This window comes from Paenibacillus lautus, from assembly GCF_050482385.1.
GTDB lineage: Bacteria > Bacillota > Bacilli > Paenibacillales > Paenibacillaceae > Paenibacillus_AQ > Paenibacillus_AQ lautus_B.
On sequence record NZ_JBCNHV010000018.1, the window covers coordinates 12880 to 33523 of the forward strand.

Here is a 20644-nt window from a genome sequence, read left to right on the forward strand (position 1 = left end):
TTTAAATACAGATTTTTGCAAATATGAATAATTTGTTCGGATGCGACATTAAATAGATCGTTGCTGTTTTTTTCGGCTTCCATCGCGCTTACGAATTTCAAATTTGCAAAAATCTGAAAACAGAAAAGAGAATGATTATTCATGGAGGAGTTGGTGCTGGTGTTTATTCAATGGTTGCAATCAAGCAAAATCGCAATGTGGCTGCTGACAGTCATTCGGGTGTACGTCGGGTATAAGTGGTTGACGGCAGGCTGGAGCAAGTTAATGGGAGGCTTCGATGCGAGCGGTTTTATGCAGGGGGCCATCGCCAAATCCACTGGTGAGCATCCTGCCGTTCAGGATTGGTGGGCCGTATTCCTGAAACATGCCGCGCTGCCCGGCGTCAAATGGTTCAACGTCATCATTCCGCTGGGCGAATTCCTCGTCGGGCTTGGCCTCATTCTCGGCACATTCACTGTGTTCGCCGCCCTGATGGGGCTCGTGATGAACGCCGCGTATCTCTTCTCCGGTTCCATCAGCATCAATGGTCAGCTCCTACTGCTCGAATTTCTGATCATCCTCTCGGCAGCCCACTGCGGTAAGATCGGGATCGACCGCTGGCTCATGCCCTACCTCCAAGATAAATTCACACGCAAAGCAAAAATCAGCAGTGACCCCTCCTCTCTACAGAATCAGGCAGTCTGAAGGGCTTTAAAGTTAAATCAACGCCGATGAACATTAGCTGGTTGCTATAACTAGAATCAAAAGCGGCTTGCTTCCTCTTCTGTAAGCTGCAGCTACGCAACTACAACAACTACAACAACTACAACAACTACATCATTACTGTAACTGTAACTTTAACTGTAACTCCTTATCTTCAACCGACGGGTGATCGCGACCTCAATCCCGATCATCCGTCTTTTGCTGTACGTTAACTGCGTCAACCTGTTAAGTTTTTTATGATTTTTATCACAAATGTGATTTTAATCACATATATTGTGATTTATTTCACTTATAATAAAGACATGAAAGAGATGATCATCTTCCTAAAACAACAACAACGCAGAACTTCAACACACCCGAGAATTTGCAAGGAAGCTTTCATAAAAAGAGAATTCATACTTTTAAGGAGTGGTTTATATGTTTAACAACTGGCTGAGAACAAACAAATTTGCAATGTGGCTGCTGACCATCATTCGGGTCTATATCGGTTATGAATGGCTGACAGCAGGTTGGGGTAAATTGACAGGCGGATTTGACGCAGGAGGCTTCCTCCAAGGCGCGATTGCGAAGGCAGCTGGCGATCACCCAGCGGTACAAGGCTGGTGGGCAGCGTTCCTCGAACACGGAGCACTGCCAGGCGTGAAGCTCTTCAACGTCATCATCCCGCTCGGTGAATTCCTGGTAGGTCTCGGACTCATTCTCGGTACCTTCACCACCTTCGCCGCCCTGATGGGACTGGTCATGAACGCCGCGTTCCTCTTCTCGGGCACTGTGAGCACCAACGCCCAAATGTTACTGCTTGAAGTGCTGATCATCGTCGCTGCGGCCAACGCTGGTAAAATCGGTCTCGACCGTTGGGTTCTCCCTTACCTCCGCGGGTTGTGGAACAAAATGACCCATAAAACAAGCAAAGGTGACGGAACCACGCACACACCATTCAAAAAACAAACGGCATAACAGGGTAAGTAACTGTAGTTAAAAAAATTCTAGCTATTGATTAGATAACCCGGCTTGAGCAATCAAGCCGGGTTGTTTTTTTGTTATGGCAACGTTCGAGCGTTGTTACATACAACATTGCTTAACGAAGTACATGGGACACTGCTTAGCGAGTATATGCAACATTGCTTAACGAGTACATTGCGACACTGCTTAGCGAGTATATGCAACATTGCTTAACGAGTACATGCGACACTACTTAGCGAGTATATGCAACATTGCTTAACGAGTACATGCGACACTGCTTAGCGAGTATATGCAACATTGCTTAACGAGTACATGCGACATTGCTTAACGACTTACAATTTTAGCGGACTCAGCGGACCTTATTTTGACCAAAAGCACCATTTCTTTAACACGAACGGACCAGAGATCCGTTATTCACCAAATTAGGTCCTCATTTTGCCGATTATCCGTAACTTAACGGATCGTGTGTCCGATAAACCCGCAAAAGCGAGCCAATAGCGAAAATAGCGGATCTGAGGTCCAAAGAGCGTTGCACTTATTCGAGCGCCGTCATACGTTTGAGCATTGCATACATTTGAGCTTGTGCTTACGTTCGAGCGACGTTCATTACGGCACACTGCTTAACGACTTACAATTTAAGCGGACTCAGCGGACCTTATTTTGACCAAAAGCACCATTTCTTTAACACGAACGGACCAGAGATCCGTTATTCACCAAATTAGGTCCTCATTTTGCCGATTATCCGCAACTTAACGGATCGTGTGTCCGATAAACCCGCAAAAGCGAGCCAATAGCGAAAATAACGGATCTGAGGTCCAAAGAGCGGTTGTACTTATTCGAGCGCCGTCATACGTTTGAGCTTTGCATACATTTGAGCTTGGGCTTACGTTCGAGCGACGTACATTACGGCACACTGCTTAGCGACTTACAATTTTAGCGGACTCAGCAGACCTTATTTTGACCAAAAGCACCATTTCTTTAACACGAACGGACCAGAGATCCGTTATTCACCAAATTAGGTCCTCATTTTGCCGATTATCCGCAACTTAACGGATCGTGTGTCCGATAAACCCGCAAAAGCGAGCCAATAGCGAAAATAGCGGATCTGAGGTCCGATACTGCCGACCCTACGGTCTGAGCGAGTGCACTGATCCGCAACTTAACGGATCGTGTGTCCGATAACCCCCACAATACCGTGCCTATAGCGAAAATAGCGGATCTGAGGTTCTATATTTGCCGGGCCGCCGACGGACTGACTAAGTACACTGGTCACCCAATAACGCCCCCCACTATCTTCTGCTTCTCCCCAAAGACATCTGCCCCGACTCACTGCCAACAGAAATCCCACACACAATCCCCTCAAACACAACAAAAGCCGAGCTTGTAATCCAAGCCCGGCTTCTCATTATTCGAATGACCAGCAGTTCAGACTCAAACTGCCATATTGGTAAGATTGAAACAATCGTTTTGCCTTGCGGCCGGTATCGGCAGCACCCATTGCATAGAACAAAGGGACAAAATGCTCCCGTCCATAAGAAGGGACCGCATCGCTGGCATGAGGCGCTTTTTTGTCAAACGCAAACAGATTATTCAGATTCCATTCCGTCAGCTGCTTCGCGATCCATTCATCGAATGCAGTCGCCCATTCATCAGGTTCATCGCTCTCATGCACCATCCGCAGATTGTGCACCAAACCGCCGCTCCCGATAATCAGGATACCTTCCTCACGCAAATCGGACAGCATCGTACCGATGGAATATTGTTCGTTTGGCGAGCGCTTGGAGTCCACGGACAAGGCCACCACGGGAATATTCGCATCGGGGTACATTTTTCGCAGAATGACCCAAACCCCATGGTCCAGTCCACGGCCGGTCACGGCTTTGGCATGCAGATTGCTTGCCTCAAAACGCTGACGAATCTGAGCAGCCAGCTCCGCGCTGCCTGGGGCAGGATACGTGATCTGGTACATTTCATCCGGAAATCCGTAAAAATCATGCATCGTTCCATGCACGGCATCTTCGGTCAGCCGCTGATCCGGATCGTCCCAATGGGCAGAAAATACCGCTATGCCTCTAGGTACAGGCAGCTCCCGCCCCAATTGCTCAAGGAAGCGGGTGTACTCGTTGTCCTCCAGGGCCATCATCGGCGAGCCATGGGCAATAAATAAAGCAGGTAACGTCATCGATGCCACCTCCAGCTTCAAAATCAAGGGACAACTCTATTGTACCGTTAAATCGCCCAATATGCCAAATAACTCCCTTAAATCATCCAGTGCTGCCACTCCTGCTGAATGTTCTCCTGCTCGTTCAACCAATCCCGTGTCCGCTGAAGGAGCAGCTCGCGCTGAGGCCCGGCGGAATACGTGTGATCGGCTTGGAAGATGATTTCCTTATCGCAGCGACCTTCCTGGCGCATCCAGAACACTTTTTGGTACAAAAATGCGTAATCGACCGGAATGGCTTCATCCGAGGTACCATGTACCACCAGCACGTTCCCCGTAAACTTGATCGCTTCCTGGAAAGGCTGACCCTGTGCCAACGAATCGAAAAAGACCGGGGTAAACGAGTATCCCAAAAAGTCAGCGGATCCGGACTTAACAGAGGTATCGTATACATCGCGACCGGTGATTTTGACGATATCGTTGAACGGATAACCCACCGCAGACCATAGAATCAGATTCTTCACCCGCCGGTCACGAACGGCGGTCTGCAAAGCGACAGCGCCGCCCAGGCTATGTCCGATAAGTGTGATGCGCGTCGGATCGACATCGGCACAGCTGAGTCCATAATCGAGAACGGAACGCGTCTGGGCAATCATCGAGTCGAGCCCCTCGCTTCCGTAATTGCCAGAGCTCTCTCCACATCCGATATAATCGAACCGGATCACCATATACCCGTCCTCGGCCAACTCACGCGCCGTTTTGACAAACAGCCGGTCCACGCCGATCCGGCTTCCAACAAAGCCGTGGCAGATTATGACCAACGGTACCCGATTGCACCTGCCGCCTTGGGCCGCTTCCTTCAATGGGTAGTGGATCGTTGCCGTAAGTTCCTCTTGATTATGCCGGATTGTAATTTGCCGCTCCATGCCGATTCCTCCTTGCGATAACACGCCGTAATCATAATATTAACAATTCCGATAAGTTTAATATGAATTAGTTAAGCTTATCTTAGCATCGTGATTATGGATTGTCAACGCAAATGGAAGACGGCGAGCTACAATGCAATGTGCGAAGCATGTGTACATCGGTTGTATTCCGTGATTCAGCCTTTTACTACAGCTCCACCGGTTATGAAACGGTCCATTTAACCACTACTTATACCACAGACAAACGTGGCATCGTTCTCTCGCCTGCTTTAATCGTTCCGCCCAGCTTTCACACCGCATCTCGAGCCTTTCTCATAGCTCTGGCGAAACATCGAATCTTGAGCTTTACCCATAGCCCTGGCGAAACATCGAATCTCGAGCCTCACTCATAGCTCTGGCGAAACATCGCATGCGTCTCTTCTCGTCCGCTCCAATCATTCATCCAGGTCTTCCCGATGGGGTCGTTCTCCCATAAGCTTGAAGCAGACAGATCTGTTTCATCACCCTCGGAGTCGTATCCCCCTTCAGGCTGGCCAAATACCCCATCGGCTGCACTGCTGCCCGTAACAACCTCTTGCCCGTTTGCCGGCACAGCGTCTCCACCATGCAATTCATCGTCATAAAAGTTAGCACTCACCTAAAGAACTCCTCCTTCTTCCCCCTAAATGTTTAGGGTGTCTTCTATTGCTTCAGAATGCTTATTATTGTGAAATAGGAACGGCAGAATTATACCTGGTTCACGAATACGACATGGATTTACAAGCTACCTTGCATTGCAAGTATGCTACTGGTATGATATATTGCATAACAAGGTAGCTGACAGGGACGTCCGTTTTGTAGGGATCAAGGTTTTGCTATTCTTTATTCACAATTGTAATTCGCCATTGTCATTGCAAATTGTCATTGCAAATTGTCATTGCAAATTGTCATTGCAAATTGCCATTCCCTATTGCCATTCGCCATTGTCATTCTCATCCGACATCACTGTCATTCGTCACTCGGCATTTATCATTCTCATTTGTAGCCCAGCCTAAATACGCCCCGCTACCTTGCATAGCAATATACTTGAAGGAGGATAATCCCATTCATGACCACCCAAAGTCAAATGCTAAAAGGCATTCTCGAAGGCTGCATTCTCTCGCTTATGGAGCATCGGGAGGTATATGGCTATGAGATTAGCACGCTGCTGGAAGACAGCGGACTCACGTTTGTAAGCGAAGGCAGTATCTATCCCCTGCTGCTTCGCATGCAGAAAGACCAGCTTATCGAAGGGACACTGCGGCCTGCCCCCGGTGCCGGGGGACCGCCCCGTAAATATTACAATCTGACCGATAAAGGCCTGCACGTTCTTCAACAATTCAAGGAACATTGGGGAACGCTTAAAGATAGTGTGGACCATATTCTAACCCGTGGAGGACAATGAAGATGAATACCAAACAGATGATCAAAGAGAACAACCGACTCCAGGATGCCATGACGCCTGACAATCTTAGCTATTACCAAGACATGGTGGTCTATATCCGCAGCAGCTTCGTGCAGGAGCAAAAAGGAGAGGAACTGCTGCTTGAAATCGCCCAGCACCTGCTGGATGCCCAAGCCAAGGGCAGGAGCGCCGAGGATGTGTTCGGAAGCGATCCCGAATCCTACTGCAAGGAGCTGGTGGAGCAGCTGCCAAAAATAAAAGGCCTGAGCAGTCTCCAATACCATTTCATGATCCCTTGGATTGCCTTAACCTGGTTTTTCTTCGTCCAAGCGCTGGTCGGATTCATCACGATGTGGGCCGGAGGGCCGGTTGAGCGCATGACGCAGGTACGTATTTCCACCCTGATTTTGATAGCAGGCGGTTCCTATGTGCTTATCCACGCATTGTTAAGATGGATGAAGAGCGACACCTTCAAGCCGGAGGAGGACAAGCGCAAGATTAATGTTCGCAATATGGGGATTTATGTCGCCATCACCGTATTGATTCTGGTAGTCGGCGTGTGGCTGGGGCGGCTGCTGCCGGTTCTGACAATAGCGCCATGGATCAGTCTCGTTATATTCCTGGTCGGAATCGCCGGGACGAAACTTCTTTTTTCGAGCAAATAATACAAACTCGTCATGGATTCGCGGTCGGAGCTTAACAAAATCTTTAATATTTTTTCGATCAATGTAAACTAATGTTCTATAGAAGATGATAGGATAAGGGTAATGTGTGGTAAGGGAGGAATATATATGTCAAAATCCAAAAAATCCGCGATGGCTGCCATCCTTGCACTTATTCTATCGATCCAGACCGGCGTCATCGCTAACGCAGCAACTGCATCCGTATCCCAATCTGGTTCAACCGCCGTCTCAAGCAAAGCTACCGCCTTCGGCAATGCGGTGTACAGCAAAGCCAGTAAACTGCTGAAGGAATCCGATGTGGCTTATGCCAAGTCTTACATCACCAAGCATATCGGCAGCGTAACCACGTATCAGGCGACCATGCTGGTGCTCAAACTGGAGAACGCGATGAATGATGCGCTCCCGGCAAAAACCGACAAGGTGTATGAAATCGGCATTCAGGATAAGCTGATGAACCTATACAAATATGGGGAGCCGATTAACACCACCATCAACAAAGCCAAGGACGACACGCTTCGGAAGGTGCTCATCAACCTGCGGGACAGCGGCTACAGACTGTATACGACCGAAGGCGTCATCTTCCCGATTATTGACTATACGACACTGAAACCATACAAGCCTTACATTAATAAGGATCTTCAAGCCTATATCGACATCATGATCGTGGAATCCCAGAAGCCTGCGGTCAGTGATGCGGCCTTGGTCATCCCTTGGTCCGAGGTCATTGAACGTGGACTTGCGCAGGAGGATTTTATCACGACATATCCCAAATCAAACCGGGTCGCGGATATGAAGCTGAAACTTCGTTTTACCGAGCTAAGCTTATTTTACGGCTATAACAATACGCCTCTATTCAAGTACGAGGACAATCTTCTCGATCCGGAAGTACGGCAAGCCTTCGATAACGTCCTCAAGGACAGCGACGCCGTCTCCAAAAGCACTCTCCTGAAAAAGCTGAAGTCCTGGTCTGAGGTGCTTGAGAGCAACAAGGACAAGCTGACCCAGGAAGTGGAGCAGTATCGTGCGAAGGCGGCCCCACTCGACTAGTCGAACGAACCACAGACCATTGTCCGCGTTCAGCAGGATCGTCAACCACATGTCTAGATATGAAAAAAAGCCGGATTCCCGTTTACAGGAGAATCCGGCTTTTAAACGTGGTTTGTGCCTAGTTATCGCGGTCTGTGCGCCTCTTAAATCAGCAGATTGAACAGGTTCATGTTCTTGTTCAGCTCCGTATAATCCAGACCCTTGCGCTGCATCCGCTCCACCAGCGGACCGTAATCCTCGGGCTTTAACAGCTCGATGCCCACCAGGGCAGGTCCGTCTTCCTTGTTATGCTTCTTCGTATATTCAAAGCGTGCAATATCGTCGTCGGGACCCAGCACTTCTTCCAGAAACTCGCGGAGTGCTCCCGCACGCTGCGGGAAGTTAATCATGAAGTAATGCTTCAGCCCTTCATATATCAAGGAACGCTCCTTGATTTCCTGCATCCGGTCGATATCGTTATTGCCGCCGCTGATGATGCATACCACCGTTTTTCCGCGAATCCGGTCCCGGTTCATATACAGCGCAGCCACGGCCAGCGACCCGGCAGGCTCTACAACGATCGCATTTTCGTTATATAACTCCAGGATGGTGGTGCAGGCTTTTCCTTCCGGAACCGTCACGATGTCATCGACCAGTTCATTACATATATCGTACGTCAGCTGTCCGACGCGCTTCACGGCGGCGCCATCCACGAATTTGTCGATCTCATGCATGGTGACCACCTCACCCTGCTTCTTGGATTCGATCATGGATGCAGCCCCTAGCGGTTCGACGCCAATGACTTGCGTCGTTGGGCTGACGGTTTTGACATACGTTGCCACGCCTGCCGCAAGACCGCCGCCGCCAATGGTAACAAACATATAATCCGCCGGCGCGTCCAGTTCCTCCATAACTTCCATCCCGATGGTGCCATTGCCCGCGATGATCTTTGCTTCATCGAACGGGTGAATAAAGGTCATGCCATACTCATCACAGGCCTTGATCGCTTCAGCGTAGGCATCGTCGAAGGTATCGCCGATCAGAATGACCTCAACACTGCCCCCGCCAAAACGCTTCACCTGCTTCACCTTCTGCTTCGGAGTCGTACTCGGCATATAAATCTTGCCTTTAATATTCAGCGCATTACAGGAGAAAGCTACCCCTTGCGCATGGTTTCCCGCACTGGCGCACACAATGCCGTTGCCCCGTTCCTCATCCGACAAGCTGCGAATCATATTGTAAGCGCCACGGATCTTGAAGGAGCGAACCACCTGCAAGTCCTCGCGCTTCAAATACACTTCGCAGTCATACTTAGCCGATAGCACAGCGTCCCGCTGCAGCGGCGTCCGCACGATCACTTCGCGAAGCACGTGGTGTGCGCGTACGATGTCTTCCATGCTGACTGCCCGTTTTGCCGTATACGTCTCTTCCATTCTCTTGATCACACTCCCACTTCGCTGCCAGGTAAACGTTGATCCTTCCGCTACCCTTGTTTACGTATTTTTATCATTGTATCACTTTTCATGAAAATATCCCGCCCTTTTCTGGCAAGCTCTCGCAAAAGAGCCATTTCTGCAACAAGCATAACCCGGATGCACAGCCGTTACCCGTACGCAGCCATGAAGGATCGGACCTTCCCTTTAAAAAGGGTTGACTTCCTTCTGATACTTTACTACTATAAAGCATGAAAATTAACCTAAATTTTGGGAGGGGTTTTAATGAAGAAGAAAGTACTGTATGGGTTATTGGCCGGTACGCTCACGCTGGGGATCGGTACAGGCGCTATGGCGTCGTCAGCTTTGGAGCCCATCAAAGCCTATTTGAACAGCAAGATTTCCCTGAAGTTAAACGGTACGGTGGTAACGCCGAAAGACGCAAACGGCAAAACCGTGCTGCCGATCACCTACAACGGCACAACGTACTTGCCTGTGCGAGCTGTAGGCGATCTGATGAATATCGACATTCGTTATGACAGCGCAACTTCTTCAGTACTGATTGGCGGCAATCAGGGATCCCCATCCGAAACCTCCAGTCCGTTATCATTAAGCTCGCTCGGAGCCTCCGTATTGGGGACATCGGCCTGGCACACCAAAGATTCCAGCGATACAGTCTACAAAGGCAAGGATTATAAAGACGTTTATTTACATACCGATTCGGCCAAACAAGGAAACAGCTTCCAGATCATGACGGGTAAAAAATATGCCAAACTGCATCTTGAGCTGGCCGTGACTGGCGGTGCGCAAGAAATCGTAATTATGGACCACAACAACTCAACGCTCAAAAAGGTGTCCCTGGCTGCTGAAGATGGCCTGGTCGGCGTAGACGTCGATGTATCGGCTGCCGATTTTATTTTTGTGGAGATCGTTGATGAAGGTCCTGGCACTTCCCTGTTTGTTCCTCTGACCAGTTCCTATTTGACAAAATAAGTCCTTATGATGATTCGCGGGCGGAAGGCCATGATATTGAAAGCCGGGGGTTAATAACCCCCGGCTTTCGCCTGTTTATCTGTATGATCTATATTAGCTCTGACAAACCGCTGCTTCATACCTGTTAGGGTGAGACCACCTGCTTGTTAGTCCATCGGAATCACGATCACGTTCCCCGTCTGTGTGGTGATCGTAATCTGACCCTGCAAGATCTCGACACCCAGCCTTTCTTTCACGTCTTCCATGGAAGGCTCCTCAATGGCGGGAGTGCCGGGAGCGCTGGGGGTGCCATGCACGGCTGCTATGAGCCAATGGTTTCCGGGTTCGAGCGCCGCCATCAGCGTAGGAATGACAGTGCGGGGATGCAGAAGGTTCGTATTAGCATGAGGGTAGATGAGCTCTGCCGTATCGTAACCGAGCATGCCATAGATGGCGCTGGTGCCGAAAGTGCCGGAAGCCGAAGCTTCTCTATCTCCCGCTTGGGAGCTATGCAGGAAACCTAAGCCCAACGCAAACCCGCCTTCCGCAGCATCGAGACTCCTTCCCGTGCTGATCCGATGAATGCGGATATGCCAAGGCAGACCTGCAGCTATCCATGTTTGCACCTCCACGTTCCTCCATGGCTTCCATTGTGCATACAGCACATGCTCCTGTATCCGCGTCTCCACGCATAAGCGTTTGACCCGGAACAGTCGATCGCCTTCGCTAAGCGCCAGCATGGAATCAAAAGCCCCCTGGGCCAGTCCCCATTCCGCTCTCGGCACGCTGAACGCAAAGGCGGTAGAGTATACGAACTTCTCGTACTTGGCCGAAGTATGCGTATGCTCGTTGGTAGACGGGTGGCCCGTATTGAACGCGGCCACGTGGCCGGTCTGTTCGTCACGGCAAAGGACCAGATGTGCGGGCTCCTGTAACGAGATTCTACCCGTTTCCGGCATCTCCTGCTCCTCGGCCATCCAGAACGGATGCTCCTCAGGCAAAGCCAAGATCAGGAACGTCTTCAGCGACCAGTACACCGAGCCGGCCGCGTTATAGTTCTCCGACATGATTTGGTTCCGGTAAGCATAACCCACGGTCAACACCCCGTCCCGGTCGAATATAGGCTGCTGAAACCACCATCTGAGATTTCTAAGGACCAGCCCCTTCAGCTGGCCCGGACTAAACCCATCCAGCCCGGCATAAGCCGCAGCCGACCAGAAGGCCGACTGCGCAAAGCGGTACGTCAAGCTGCGTCCGTAAGGAACGGCCGCCCCGTCGGGAGCAAACCAGTGAATGAAATCGCGTGCAAACAAAGCTGCCCGCTCCCTGTAGCGCCCGGCGCGTTCCGGATCTTCGTCTCCCATCAGCTGTGCATAAATCAGGCCGTAGAAATGAAAAGCATACGGCACGTAATAATCGCTGTGCCCCCCGATCCCATCGCTATACCAGCCTTCATCCAGATAGAATTCCTCAATGCGCTGGAGATTGTTCTCCAGCTGCTCGGCATCATACGGCAAACCCGCTTTGAGGAAACCAACGTTGACAAGCACATGGAAAAATAGCCAATTGCAATCATAGCAAGGATGATGGTTGATCTGATAGAGCCACTGATAGAGGTTGTCCTTCTCCTTCTCGCTCAGCGGCTGCCAGAGGCGATCCGGAATCAGGGCAAAGGCCAATCCGAACACCGCCATCTCCACCAGCCGTTGATCATAATCGTTCACCTTACCCCAATACTCCGCATGCGCCGGATCCGTCCCTGAACGTATTCCTTGCAGGCACAGTTCCCACGGCTCGTCATGGGAGCCGCCGACAACGGCGGGGACGAGCCCCCACAGGACCCGCGAGAACCCCTCCATTTCCGCAATATCGGCATAGGCGTCGACGCCTGATCTTTCGAGGATTAAGCGTGCGCGCCCCTCGCTGTAACATTTATTCAGAGGCTCGAGCAGTTGGGTGAGTGCTTCCTGCACATCGCCTCTTGTCCGTAGCGGATTCCGGGCAACCGGATGGATCAAGCCGCCCTCGGGATTCCCAGTAACCTGTATGCTCATCTTATATGCTCACTCCATTTCCGGAATGCTTTTTTATCCAATCTCCGTTATTCCCAGTAAAACGGCCCTTTTCCTCTCAGCCGCGCCAGTCCTTCGACAAAGAAAAAGTCGCCGTAAATCAGGGGCACGTCGATATTCTTGCCTTCCGGATAATGACTGGTCCCGTGGAGAATCAAGCCTTCCTCTTCATCGTTATCCCACGTGCCGTAATTCCGGTACAGCGATTCCAGAATCCGAATCGCAGATTTCCTGTACACAGCTGCCTGTCCTTGATCCACCTTGTCTGCCAGTAGCAGCAACCCGCTGGCGGCACAGGCTCCGGCGGACGAATCCCGGTAGATGCGGGCCTCGTCCGGCGCGCGGAAGTCCCAGAATGGCACATGGTCTTCCGGCAGATTTGCCAGGAAGAAATGCGCCACCGTTTTCGCCGTGTCGAGATATATCGACTTGCCCGTATGATGGTAGGCAAGCGTCAAGCCGTAGATCGCCCACGCCGTTCCCCTGGACCAAGCGGATTCCGGCGCAAAGCCTTGCCCGCCGATCCCCTCCAGGCGCTCACCGGTAACCGGATCGTACCGTACGATGTGATAGACGGAACCGTCCGGCCGGACGAAGTCCCGGACCACCGTGTCCATATGCGCTTCGGCAATATGCCGGTAGCGGGGATCGCCGCTGATCTGCGACGCCAGGAACAACAGGGGCGTATTCATGGCGCAATCGATGATGGCGAGACCTGCATTATCTTCCCCTTCAGACCACGGATTCCAGGCCCGAATATATTGGCCCTTCAGGTTGAAGCGCGCAGCCAGGTAGTTGGCTGCCTTGAGCGCGCGCACCTTGGACTCTTCGCTGCCGGTCAGCTTGTAGGAAGCGATGCTGGTCAGCGTCCACATGAAGCCGAGATCGTGATCCAGGCGCACATATTGGTTCAGCACGTCATCCAGGATGATTTCGCACTGCTCGGCGGTGGTTCTAAGCTCCGCCAGGCCACTGTCATTGTACAGAAGCCACAGAATTCCCGGCCAGAAACCGGCCGTCCACCAATGCGGCGGCTCCAGCTGGTAGACGCCATTCTGACTGGCATGCGGAAACCTCGCTCCGATCCCCGTTACGTTCCGCTGCGTCTTCGCAAGCGACTTCTCCCAGGCCTCCGTCAACCAATTCAAAGCGATCTCCGTTTTCATTCCTCTCCACTCCTCTGTTCATATGAATTGAAATCTGAAATCGATATTCGCATGCAAACCAAGGGCCTTCACTTTGAAATCGACGGCATACCAAGCCGCTTCCTTGCCGAAGTGATCACGGAAAACATGGCTTGCCAGATCAGGCTCCACCAGCTCGTTGTCGTAGTGGATCAGCAGGCCGGGTTTGTCATACCGGGGGATCGTTGACTCCGATATAGAGCCTTTTAGCTTGAGCTGCTCCCGGTTCCCTCCTCGGTGCTGAGCCGGTTCCTCCCGATTTCCTCTTCGAACCTGAGCAGGCTGCTCCCCGGTCCCCTCTACAACTGCTATCAGCTCCGCCGTCTTTTCCAAAGTCCGAATGGCTTCTTGCCTTCCCGCCTCTGCTTGCTCATAAGTACCCGGTGCCCGCAACCTAACAACCTGCTGGCCATCGATCAGCACCAACTCGGGCCGTATCCTGGTGACGATCCGCTCCACCAGACTCTCCGGGGGTGAATCGAACGTAAACCGGTCGCTTAGCGTCAGTTCCGGCCGATTCCCCTTCTTGTTCCACTCCAGCGTCCTCGTGAATGACTGAAGTGCAGGAACCCGGTAGGCCGAGGTCAACTCAAGCGCAAGCCGATCCACGGCTTCACCCGCCGCCACTTCCAATACGACCGCGGCGCTATCCGAACCCTCTTGCTGATAATGGCCGTCGATGATCGGCACGGAGTGGCCTTGGGAGCCGTTGCAATCATAGCCATACCGTCCTTTGCCGAAATACTCCGCCGTGTACTCGCCGCAGCCGAGGTCCGAGCACCATACTTCCCCCGAGCCGTACACGATAAAATGCCCGAGATCATTATGGTTGTGCGGCTCCCCGTTGCTGCCGCCCTTGGCGGCAAACGCATACACATCGCCTCCATGGGAACTGCGGGAGATCAGCCACTGGGCATCGGGCAAATAATAACTTGCCTCTTCCCAATCGCTTCCCGCCATCAGAGGGTCCCGCCAGATCAGGTTGCGCAAAGCCGGAGCCCAGCGGCTGCAATGATCGTCGCGGTAGCCCGACCGGAGAGACTGCGGCGGAGACTCGAAGTCTGCGTACAATCCGGCCAGATAATGAGACAAGCCGAGATGTACCGTGTTTTCCGGCTGCGAATCGGAGAAATTGACGACGGCCTTGCCTCCTAAAAAGCCCTTCTGTTGAAACAAAGCGATACGGCCGACCTTCTCCGCACGAAACCAGTCCATCTCGCCTCGGCTGCGCTTGCGCAGCAAATCGGCATAATACACGAAATACCCGAACCCGTAATTCCAATATCCCAGCCCTTCCAGACAGGCTCCATCGGGGCCAAAGCCCTGCAGGTAATAGTCCATGCACCGCTCCGTCTTGAGCAGAATCCCGGCAAGGGATTCCCCGCATTCCATAACCAGCAGCGCGGCAGAGCCGATGGAACCGGCACAGACGGCAGACCAATTATGCGTCGCCGTCTCCCATCCGTGCTCGTGACTCAGAAAAGGAAGGAACAACCTCGCTTCAACCTCCTCCTCGATTCTTGCGATCAGCAGCGAAGACAGATGGTCCCGCAGCAGCACGTGGATTTCGCTAAGGGTAAACCCGGTCTCGGCGCTGAACAGATCAATGGTCCCCTTGATGCCGCCCGGCGATTCCGCGTTCACATGCGCCGGCAAACACCAGGTATACTCATCGCAGATGGACCAGATCATCTCCTGGAGAGCCGTCCGGTACGCCTCATTATCCGGCTCGAGAAGGGTCAGCAGGGCAAATGTATTCAGCCGGCGCCTTCGCTCGAAATAAACCTTCTCATAGTCCAGCCTCGTTCCCTGCTGGGCAAACCGGGTGAATAAGTCATACGTCAGCGGCGGGTTCGGGACAGACAGCAGCCGTTCCCCTTCCTCGCGAATCTCGGATATGTCCTGCTCGTAATCTTCGCTTCGCCGGATGCCTTCCCAGAAGGACCTCTGGTCCCCGCCTTGGTAATACATCCCTAGATCGGCGGGAGCCATCCCGTTCACGATCGTTATCAGCTCCTGTATCCTGTTCATCGGGCTAAAACCTCCTTCTTCCCGTTTCGACGCGTGTTGGAGACGCCCTTTCAACCGTTCCGGAACTCTACGGGGGTTACCCCCGCATACGCCTTGAATGTCTTGCTGAAATAACTCACATTGTCATAAGCCAGACTTTCGCAGATTTCCCCGACCGTGCGGTCCGTCTGCCGCAGCAGCTCCTTGGCACGCTCCATCTTCATCCGGGTGACGTATTCGATGAAGGTAATGCCGGTTTCTTTCTTGAACATGCGGCTAAAATAGCTCGGATTCAGGTGCAGGCAGCCCGCAACGTCATCCAGCGTGATCCTCTGGTCAAGCCGAAGGGACACGTATTTGCAGGCCTCCGCCACTTCCGATCTTCTGCTGCCCCCGAATCCCCGATCCATAGCCTGCATGGTGGATTCCAAATAATCGTGAAGCCAGGATTTCAGCTCGTTCAGGGAATCCATGTCCATGATCTCTTTGTGCAGCGCATCGGCCGTATAGGCGGGTGACAGCGAATGCAGGAGATGAAGCCTTAGCTTCAGATCCAATAGAAGCTTCAATACCCAGTCCTTGACCGATTCCGGTGCATACCGCTTCTCTTGAATCCAAACGATCCACCGATCGACCGTGTCGCGCGCTCCGCATAAGCCCTCTTTTCCGAGCAGCGATTCCCGCAGCTCCGAACTGGCCCGGTCATAATAAGCGAAAAGATCCGGATCCCCATGCAGGCTTTTCTGTTCAACCGCTCCGTTCAGTTTGGATATCTCCTGCGGCTTCAGATAGAACCGTTGGTGCTGGCAGGCCAGCAGTTCATTGAGCCCTGCCTTTAAGCCTTCGGGATCCGCGCAGCCCCGGCCGATCAGGAACGACATGCGGATTCGCAGCACTCGCTCGAGCGTCTGCTGCACCTCCTTCAGGCAGGCGGCGGCCTCATCGTATATGTTGCTGCCCAAGCCGGGCCGGTACGAGAACAGGAGCAGCGAAGACTTGGCATCGTATAGGACATGCACCGCATCCGGATTCAGTTGATCCAGCACCTCCCGCAGCACGTTGCCCAGAGCAAAATGCAGCGTCTGGTTGGAGGCGAAACGGTGCTTGATCTCCCGGACATCCTCCAAATGTCCGACCACGGGAAGACAGTGATGCCCCGGCTTCAGCACCCCGTACTCCGACAGCTCAAGCCGCCATTTTTCGGGGGACAGCAGGGGCTGGTGGATAAAATTTTTGAGGCTCTGCTCCTTCCGCAGCTCCTTGGATTCGTCCACCAGATGGACCATCCGTGACCGCTCCCAGCCCTTCTGTGCTTCCTCGTCCATTGCCTGCTTGAACCGCCGCAGCAGCTGTGCCAGCTCTTCGGGATCGAGCATATCCTTCAGCAAATAATCCTGCACGTTCAGGCGCATGGCCTGCTGGGCATATTGGAATTCGTTGTGGCAGGACAGAATGGCGATCCGCACATCGGCTTTCACTTCTTTAATGCGTGCGGACAGCTCAAGCCCGTTCATTTTGGGCATGCCGATATCCGTAATCAGAATGTCCGGAGGCGAAGACCTCGCATCCTCCCAGGCACTCATTCCGTTCTCATAACTTCCCATCAGATTCAAGCCCAGCTCATTCCACGAGATGGCCTCCGACAACAGCTCGATGACGGGATAATCATCGTCTACCAGCATCACGTTATACATCCGCATTCCCTCTTTCCGGTATAAACATCTCGATCACCGTTCCTTGACCAGGCTCGCTGTAGACGCGACATTGAAATGCCTCGCCGAACACCATGCTCATCCGTTCCATCACATTTTGAAGACCGATATGGGAGAAGCTGCCTCCCCTTGCCTCATCCTGCATCGAAGACCCGTCGGAGCCGCCCTGGATTCTCCGGGCAATCGACTCCCGGATGGCGGCATCCATGCCGATGCCGTCGTCCTTCACCGCCAGCACGAGATGCGCGCCCTTCATGGCCGCTGCAATCCGAATCGTACCTGCCTGCTGGTTGAGCCCATGGATCAACGCATTCTCCACGATCGGCTGCAGAAAAAAGCGCGGCACCTTGAAGAGGAAAGCCTCCGGCGCGATATCCAAATCCAACCTGACTTCCTCCTTCTGCCGAAGGTTCATCAGGGCTACGTAATGCGAGATCAGGTCGATTTCTTCGTGAAGCGCAATCTCGTCCTCCTCGCGGCTGATCGTCATGCGGAGCAGTACGGACAGGGAGCCGATCATCTTGGCGCTTTCGGGATCGCCCCGTTTCATGACCTTCATCCGGATCGAATTCAGGACATTGAACAGAAAATGGGGATGGATCTGGGCTTGGAGCATTCGAAGCTCCGCTTTTCGTTTTCTCGCCTGGTTCTCGGATATTTCCGAGATCATGGCCTTGAACCGATCCAGCATGTCATCGAATAAATGCCCCAATCGCCCTACCTCATCATTACCGTGAACATTCGATCTGACTTCCAAATTCCCGCGCTGCACGGAGCTTGCCACCTTACCGAGCTTGACTAACGGCTTGGTAAAAGCGCGAACGAGCCCGATAAGTAGCAGCAAAAAGATCAGAAAGGAGCACATCTGAAACCAGAACACCTGGTTGAAAATCGAGTTGATATTAACGATCGCATCCTTGTACGGCTGCATCAGCACCAAGCGCCATCCCGCAAACGGAATGTCCTGGTGTACCATCAGCTGCTTCTCCCCCTTCATCGATACAATCGAATACGGCTTCTCTTGATCCAAATCATCTAGATAAGCAAAGGTCGTTCCGATCTGGCTCTGATGGCTGCCGGAAACGATGGTTCCCTCGGCATCCAGCAGGACCATATCGTTGCCTTCCGAAAGGGAGTTGAAAATCCCGCTAATCTGATCCTCCATGAACGTCACGATCACGTAGCCGTAAATTTCGGAATCCGGCAGCCGGAGCGTGCGCACCACCGATAATTGCGTCGGATGATCGATTTGGTCGGAGCGGAACATCGTGGCCTCCGGCTTCGTCCACAGGGATTCCAAGCCTTGCAGCTCCGAAATCTGGCCGAACCAGGGGCGCTGCCTGTAATCGAGCGGATTGTAATCGCTTACGGAATAATTCATGTAATAGGAGCCGTTCTCCAGAATGACGGTGACATAACTTTTCTCTCCGACGACCGTCAAGCTGTCCAGATGCTCCAGCACCCGGTTGGATTCCATGAATCTGCGGTAAGGATCCGGGTCTTCGTTGCCAGAGACCACTTGCTTGAAATAGGAATTCAAACCGGAATTCATCTGAATGTAGTTGGCGATATTGATTTTGCTTAAGAGCAGATTCGTCACCGATCCGCGGACCAGCTGAAGGGCATCGCTTGCATTGGATACCGCCTGCTGCCTCAAGGCTTCCTTCGTTAACGAATTATACAGAATCAAACTGACGATGGCGGGAACGACGATGCAGGTGACGGCAGCCAAAATCAGCTTATGCCTGATGGAGCTCGGGATCAGGCTCTTCAGTCGTGCGGGCATAGGATCCACCTCTGGTATGGCGTGACGGGAATGGTGTACGTGGATTCAAAAAAGGGACGAAGAGTTCCGTCCCGATTTTTTTGTCTATTATACCAGATCATTTTTTGTTGGATTCTATAATTTTGTTCACTCGCTCCTGCGAATTCGCTACGGTCTGATCAATATCCTGATTGCCCAGGATCAGCTTCTCGTATTCCTCGTTCACCGCCTCGTACACTTCCGCCTGATAAGGCGCCGGAGGGACGATGGCCGAGGCCTTCGAGGCAACCAATGTGTCCACAAGCGATTTCTTGTCTACCTTCTCCGGACTCTTCGTGCCCGAGAGAATGGTGTCGATGATCTCTTCCACCTGCTCGGTCTTCACCTGCTGCCAGGCCGGAATGTTCTTGCCCTGCACGATTTGCCCTTCCGTTGTATACCAGCGGACGAATTTATAAGCCTCTTCCTTATGCTTGGACTTGGCCGCCACCGCCACGTAATCCGTGGTTACCGGCGTAAGTCCCGTCGGATCTCCTTCCTCGTTTTTCGGGAATGGGGCTACGGCGACATTGAAGTCCAGCGGCACTTTATCCGTTCCGCCGATCTCCGTGTTCATCCAGCTGCCGATCGTGATCATGCTTGCGGATTGATTGAAGAATTGCGTCCGATAATTCAGTTTCTGGGAGATCATGTCCGTGTAGGGCACCGAGGACTGGTCCTCCTTCTCCATCCGCACGCGCAGCTCCAGCGTCTGTCTGAAGGTCGGGTTATCCAGATTGGAAGAGCCGTCGGTCTTCAAATAATCGGTATCTTGGGGCTGATTGGCCATCATCAGCTTCAAAAACTCCAGCCATCCGCCCCCTTGCGGACCATGGAAGTACGTTCCGTAGCGCTTTGACGCTCCTTCGCCTTGGGTCAACTTTTTGGCATAATCCGCATATTCGTCCCAGGTCCAGTCCGTTGGAACCGGCAGGCCCGCTTCCTCCAAGTGATCCTTGTTCAGCAGCACGTACCAAGGGTTGAACTTGCCGGGCAGCGCGTAGACCTTGCCATCGAGGCGAGTATCCACTTTATAATCCGTTTCCACGCTGTACCCGTCCTTCGCGATAAAGTCATCCAGCGGCTCGGCCATGCCGAGCGCCACCCGCTGCGCATAACCTGCCGGATCGCTGAACATCAGAATGTCCATCTGGGCCGAGGATGCCGCCTCCAGGTCAAGCTTCTTGAACGCCTCCTGCGTATCCCCTTTTTCGCTGAGCTGGACGAGCTCAATGGTCACGCCCGGCGTTGCCTCTTCATAGGCTTGGATCGTTTTTTTCCAATTGTAAGCTTCCTCCGTGCCATAGGTGTACAGCCTCAGATTGGTCTTGCCACCGCCTTGCGCGGAACCCTCTTGCGCCGCATCCTCCTTCGCTCCGCCGCAGCCGGATAGCAAGCTGATCACCATCGCGGCCGTGAGAACGCCTGACCACCATTTTTTGTTCATCATTGTCTATAACCCTCCCCATTGATATCGATATGTAAGGTCGTGACGATTCTAGCTGTAACTATCCACATTATATAGAGCGCTTACATCTTAACCATAAAACAATCTTTACTGATGTTGGAACTA

16 protein-coding genes are annotated in these 20644 nt (G+C 52.4%); 6 read left to right on the top strand and 10 right to left on the bottom strand.

Annotated elements, in window-relative coordinates; translation table 11 throughout:
* Positions 1-159: 159 nt before the first annotated feature.
* Positions 160-684: a DoxX family protein gene (locus tag ABEW73_RS22360; protein ID WP_430169448.1), complete on the top strand. Its 525-nt coding sequence runs from the start codon at positions 160-162 to the stop codon at positions 682-684.
* 435 nt (positions 685-1119) lie between these two features.
* Entirely contained in the window at positions 1120-1659 is a 540-nt protein-coding gene (locus ABEW73_RS22365; protein ID WP_430169247.1) for a DoxX family protein, read from the top strand.
* A gap of 1411 nt (positions 1660-3070) precedes the next feature.
* Here ABEW73_RS22365 and ABEW73_RS22370 read toward each other — a convergent pair.
* From ABEW73_RS22370 to ABEW73_RS22380, 3 genes are all read right to left on the bottom strand, one after another.
* Positions 3071-3847 (bottom strand): DODA-type extradiol aromatic ring-opening family dioxygenase, encoded by a 777-nt coding sequence (locus ABEW73_RS22370; RefSeq protein WP_430169250.1) that lies wholly within the window; start codon positions 3845-3847, stop codon positions 3071-3073.
* A 77-nt stretch (positions 3848-3924) separates the two neighbouring features.
* A complete protein-coding gene (locus ABEW73_RS22375; protein WP_430169253.1) occupies positions 3925-4752 on the bottom strand; it encodes an alpha/beta hydrolase in 828 nt (275 codons plus the stop codon).
* A 382-nt stretch (positions 4753-5134) separates the two neighbouring features.
* Complete coding sequence (locus tag ABEW73_RS22380) at positions 5135-5389, bottom strand: hypothetical protein (RefSeq protein ID WP_430169255.1); 255 nt, start codon at positions 5387-5389, stop codon at positions 5135-5137.
* Between the two features lie 450 nt (positions 5390-5839).
* On the opposite strand from ABEW73_RS22380, the gene ABEW73_RS22385 reads away from it, so the two are divergent.
* The 3 genes from ABEW73_RS22385 (at position 5840) to ABEW73_RS22395 (ending at position 7905) form a co-directional block, all read left to right on the top strand.
* Positions 5840-6175 carry a PadR family transcriptional regulator gene (locus ABEW73_RS22385; RefSeq protein ID WP_076325576.1) on the top strand — a complete coding sequence of 112 codons (336 nt, stop codon included), beginning with the start codon at positions 5840-5842 and terminating at the stop codon, positions 6173-6175.
* A 2-nt stretch (positions 6176-6177) separates the two neighbouring features.
* Positions 6178-6840, top strand: a complete 663-nt coding sequence (locus ABEW73_RS22390) for a DUF1129 family protein (protein WP_430169257.1) — start codon at positions 6178-6180, stop codon at positions 6838-6840.
* Between the two features lie 126 nt (positions 6841-6966).
* Entirely contained in the window at positions 6967-7905 is a 939-nt protein-coding gene (locus tag ABEW73_RS22395) for a hypothetical protein (protein WP_430169260.1), read from the top strand.
* A 143-nt stretch (positions 7906-8048) separates the two neighbouring features.
* On the opposite strand, the gene ilvA is transcribed toward ABEW73_RS22395, so the two are convergent.
* Positions 8049-9317, bottom strand: a complete 1269-nt coding sequence (gene ilvA / locus ABEW73_RS22400; RefSeq protein ID WP_430169262.1) for a threonine ammonia-lyase IlvA — start codon at positions 9315-9317, stop codon at positions 8049-8051.
* A gap of 285 nt (positions 9318-9602) precedes the next feature.
* Between ilvA and ABEW73_RS22405 the strand changes: the two genes are divergently transcribed.
* Positions 9603-10310 carry a hypothetical protein gene (locus ABEW73_RS22405; RefSeq protein WP_430169265.1) on the top strand — a complete coding sequence of 236 codons (708 nt, stop codon included), beginning with the start codon at positions 9603-9605 and terminating at the stop codon, positions 10308-10310.
* 146 nt (positions 10311-10456) lie between these two features.
* Here ABEW73_RS22405 and ABEW73_RS22410 read toward each other — a convergent pair whose 3' ends face one another.
* From ABEW73_RS22410 to ABEW73_RS22435, 6 genes are all read right to left on the bottom strand, one after another.
* A complete protein-coding gene (locus ABEW73_RS22410; protein ID WP_430169268.1) occupies positions 10457-12343 on the bottom strand; it encodes a DUF2264 domain-containing protein in 1887 nt (628 codons plus the stop codon).
* A 47-nt stretch (positions 12344-12390) separates the two neighbouring features.
* Positions 12391-13527, bottom strand: coding sequence for a glycoside hydrolase family 88 protein (locus tag ABEW73_RS22415; protein WP_430169271.1), 1137 nt, complete (start codon positions 13525-13527; stop codon positions 12391-12393).
* Positions 13528-13545: 18 nt separating this feature from the next.
* Complete coding sequence (locus tag ABEW73_RS22420; RefSeq protein ID WP_430169274.1) at positions 13546-15576, bottom strand: hypothetical protein; 2031 nt, start codon at positions 15574-15576, stop codon at positions 13546-13548.
* Between the two features lie 50 nt (positions 15577-15626).
* Complete coding sequence (locus ABEW73_RS22425; RefSeq protein ID WP_430169276.1) at positions 15627-17249, bottom strand: response regulator transcription factor; 1623 nt, start codon at positions 17247-17249, stop codon at positions 15627-15629.
* Positions 17242-19053: a cache domain-containing sensor histidine kinase gene (locus ABEW73_RS22430; protein ID WP_430169279.1), complete on the bottom strand. Its 1812-nt coding sequence runs from the start codon at positions 19051-19053 to the stop codon at positions 17242-17244. Before ABEW73_RS22430 ends, ABEW73_RS22425 begins: the two co-directional genes overlap by 8 nt.
* Before the next feature lie 97 nt (positions 19054-19150).
* On the bottom strand, positions 19151-20521 hold the full coding sequence (locus ABEW73_RS22435) for an ABC transporter substrate-binding protein (RefSeq protein ID WP_430169282.1): 1371 nt from the start codon (positions 20519-20521) through the stop codon (positions 19151-19153).
* Positions 20522-20644: the final 123 nt, after the last annotated feature.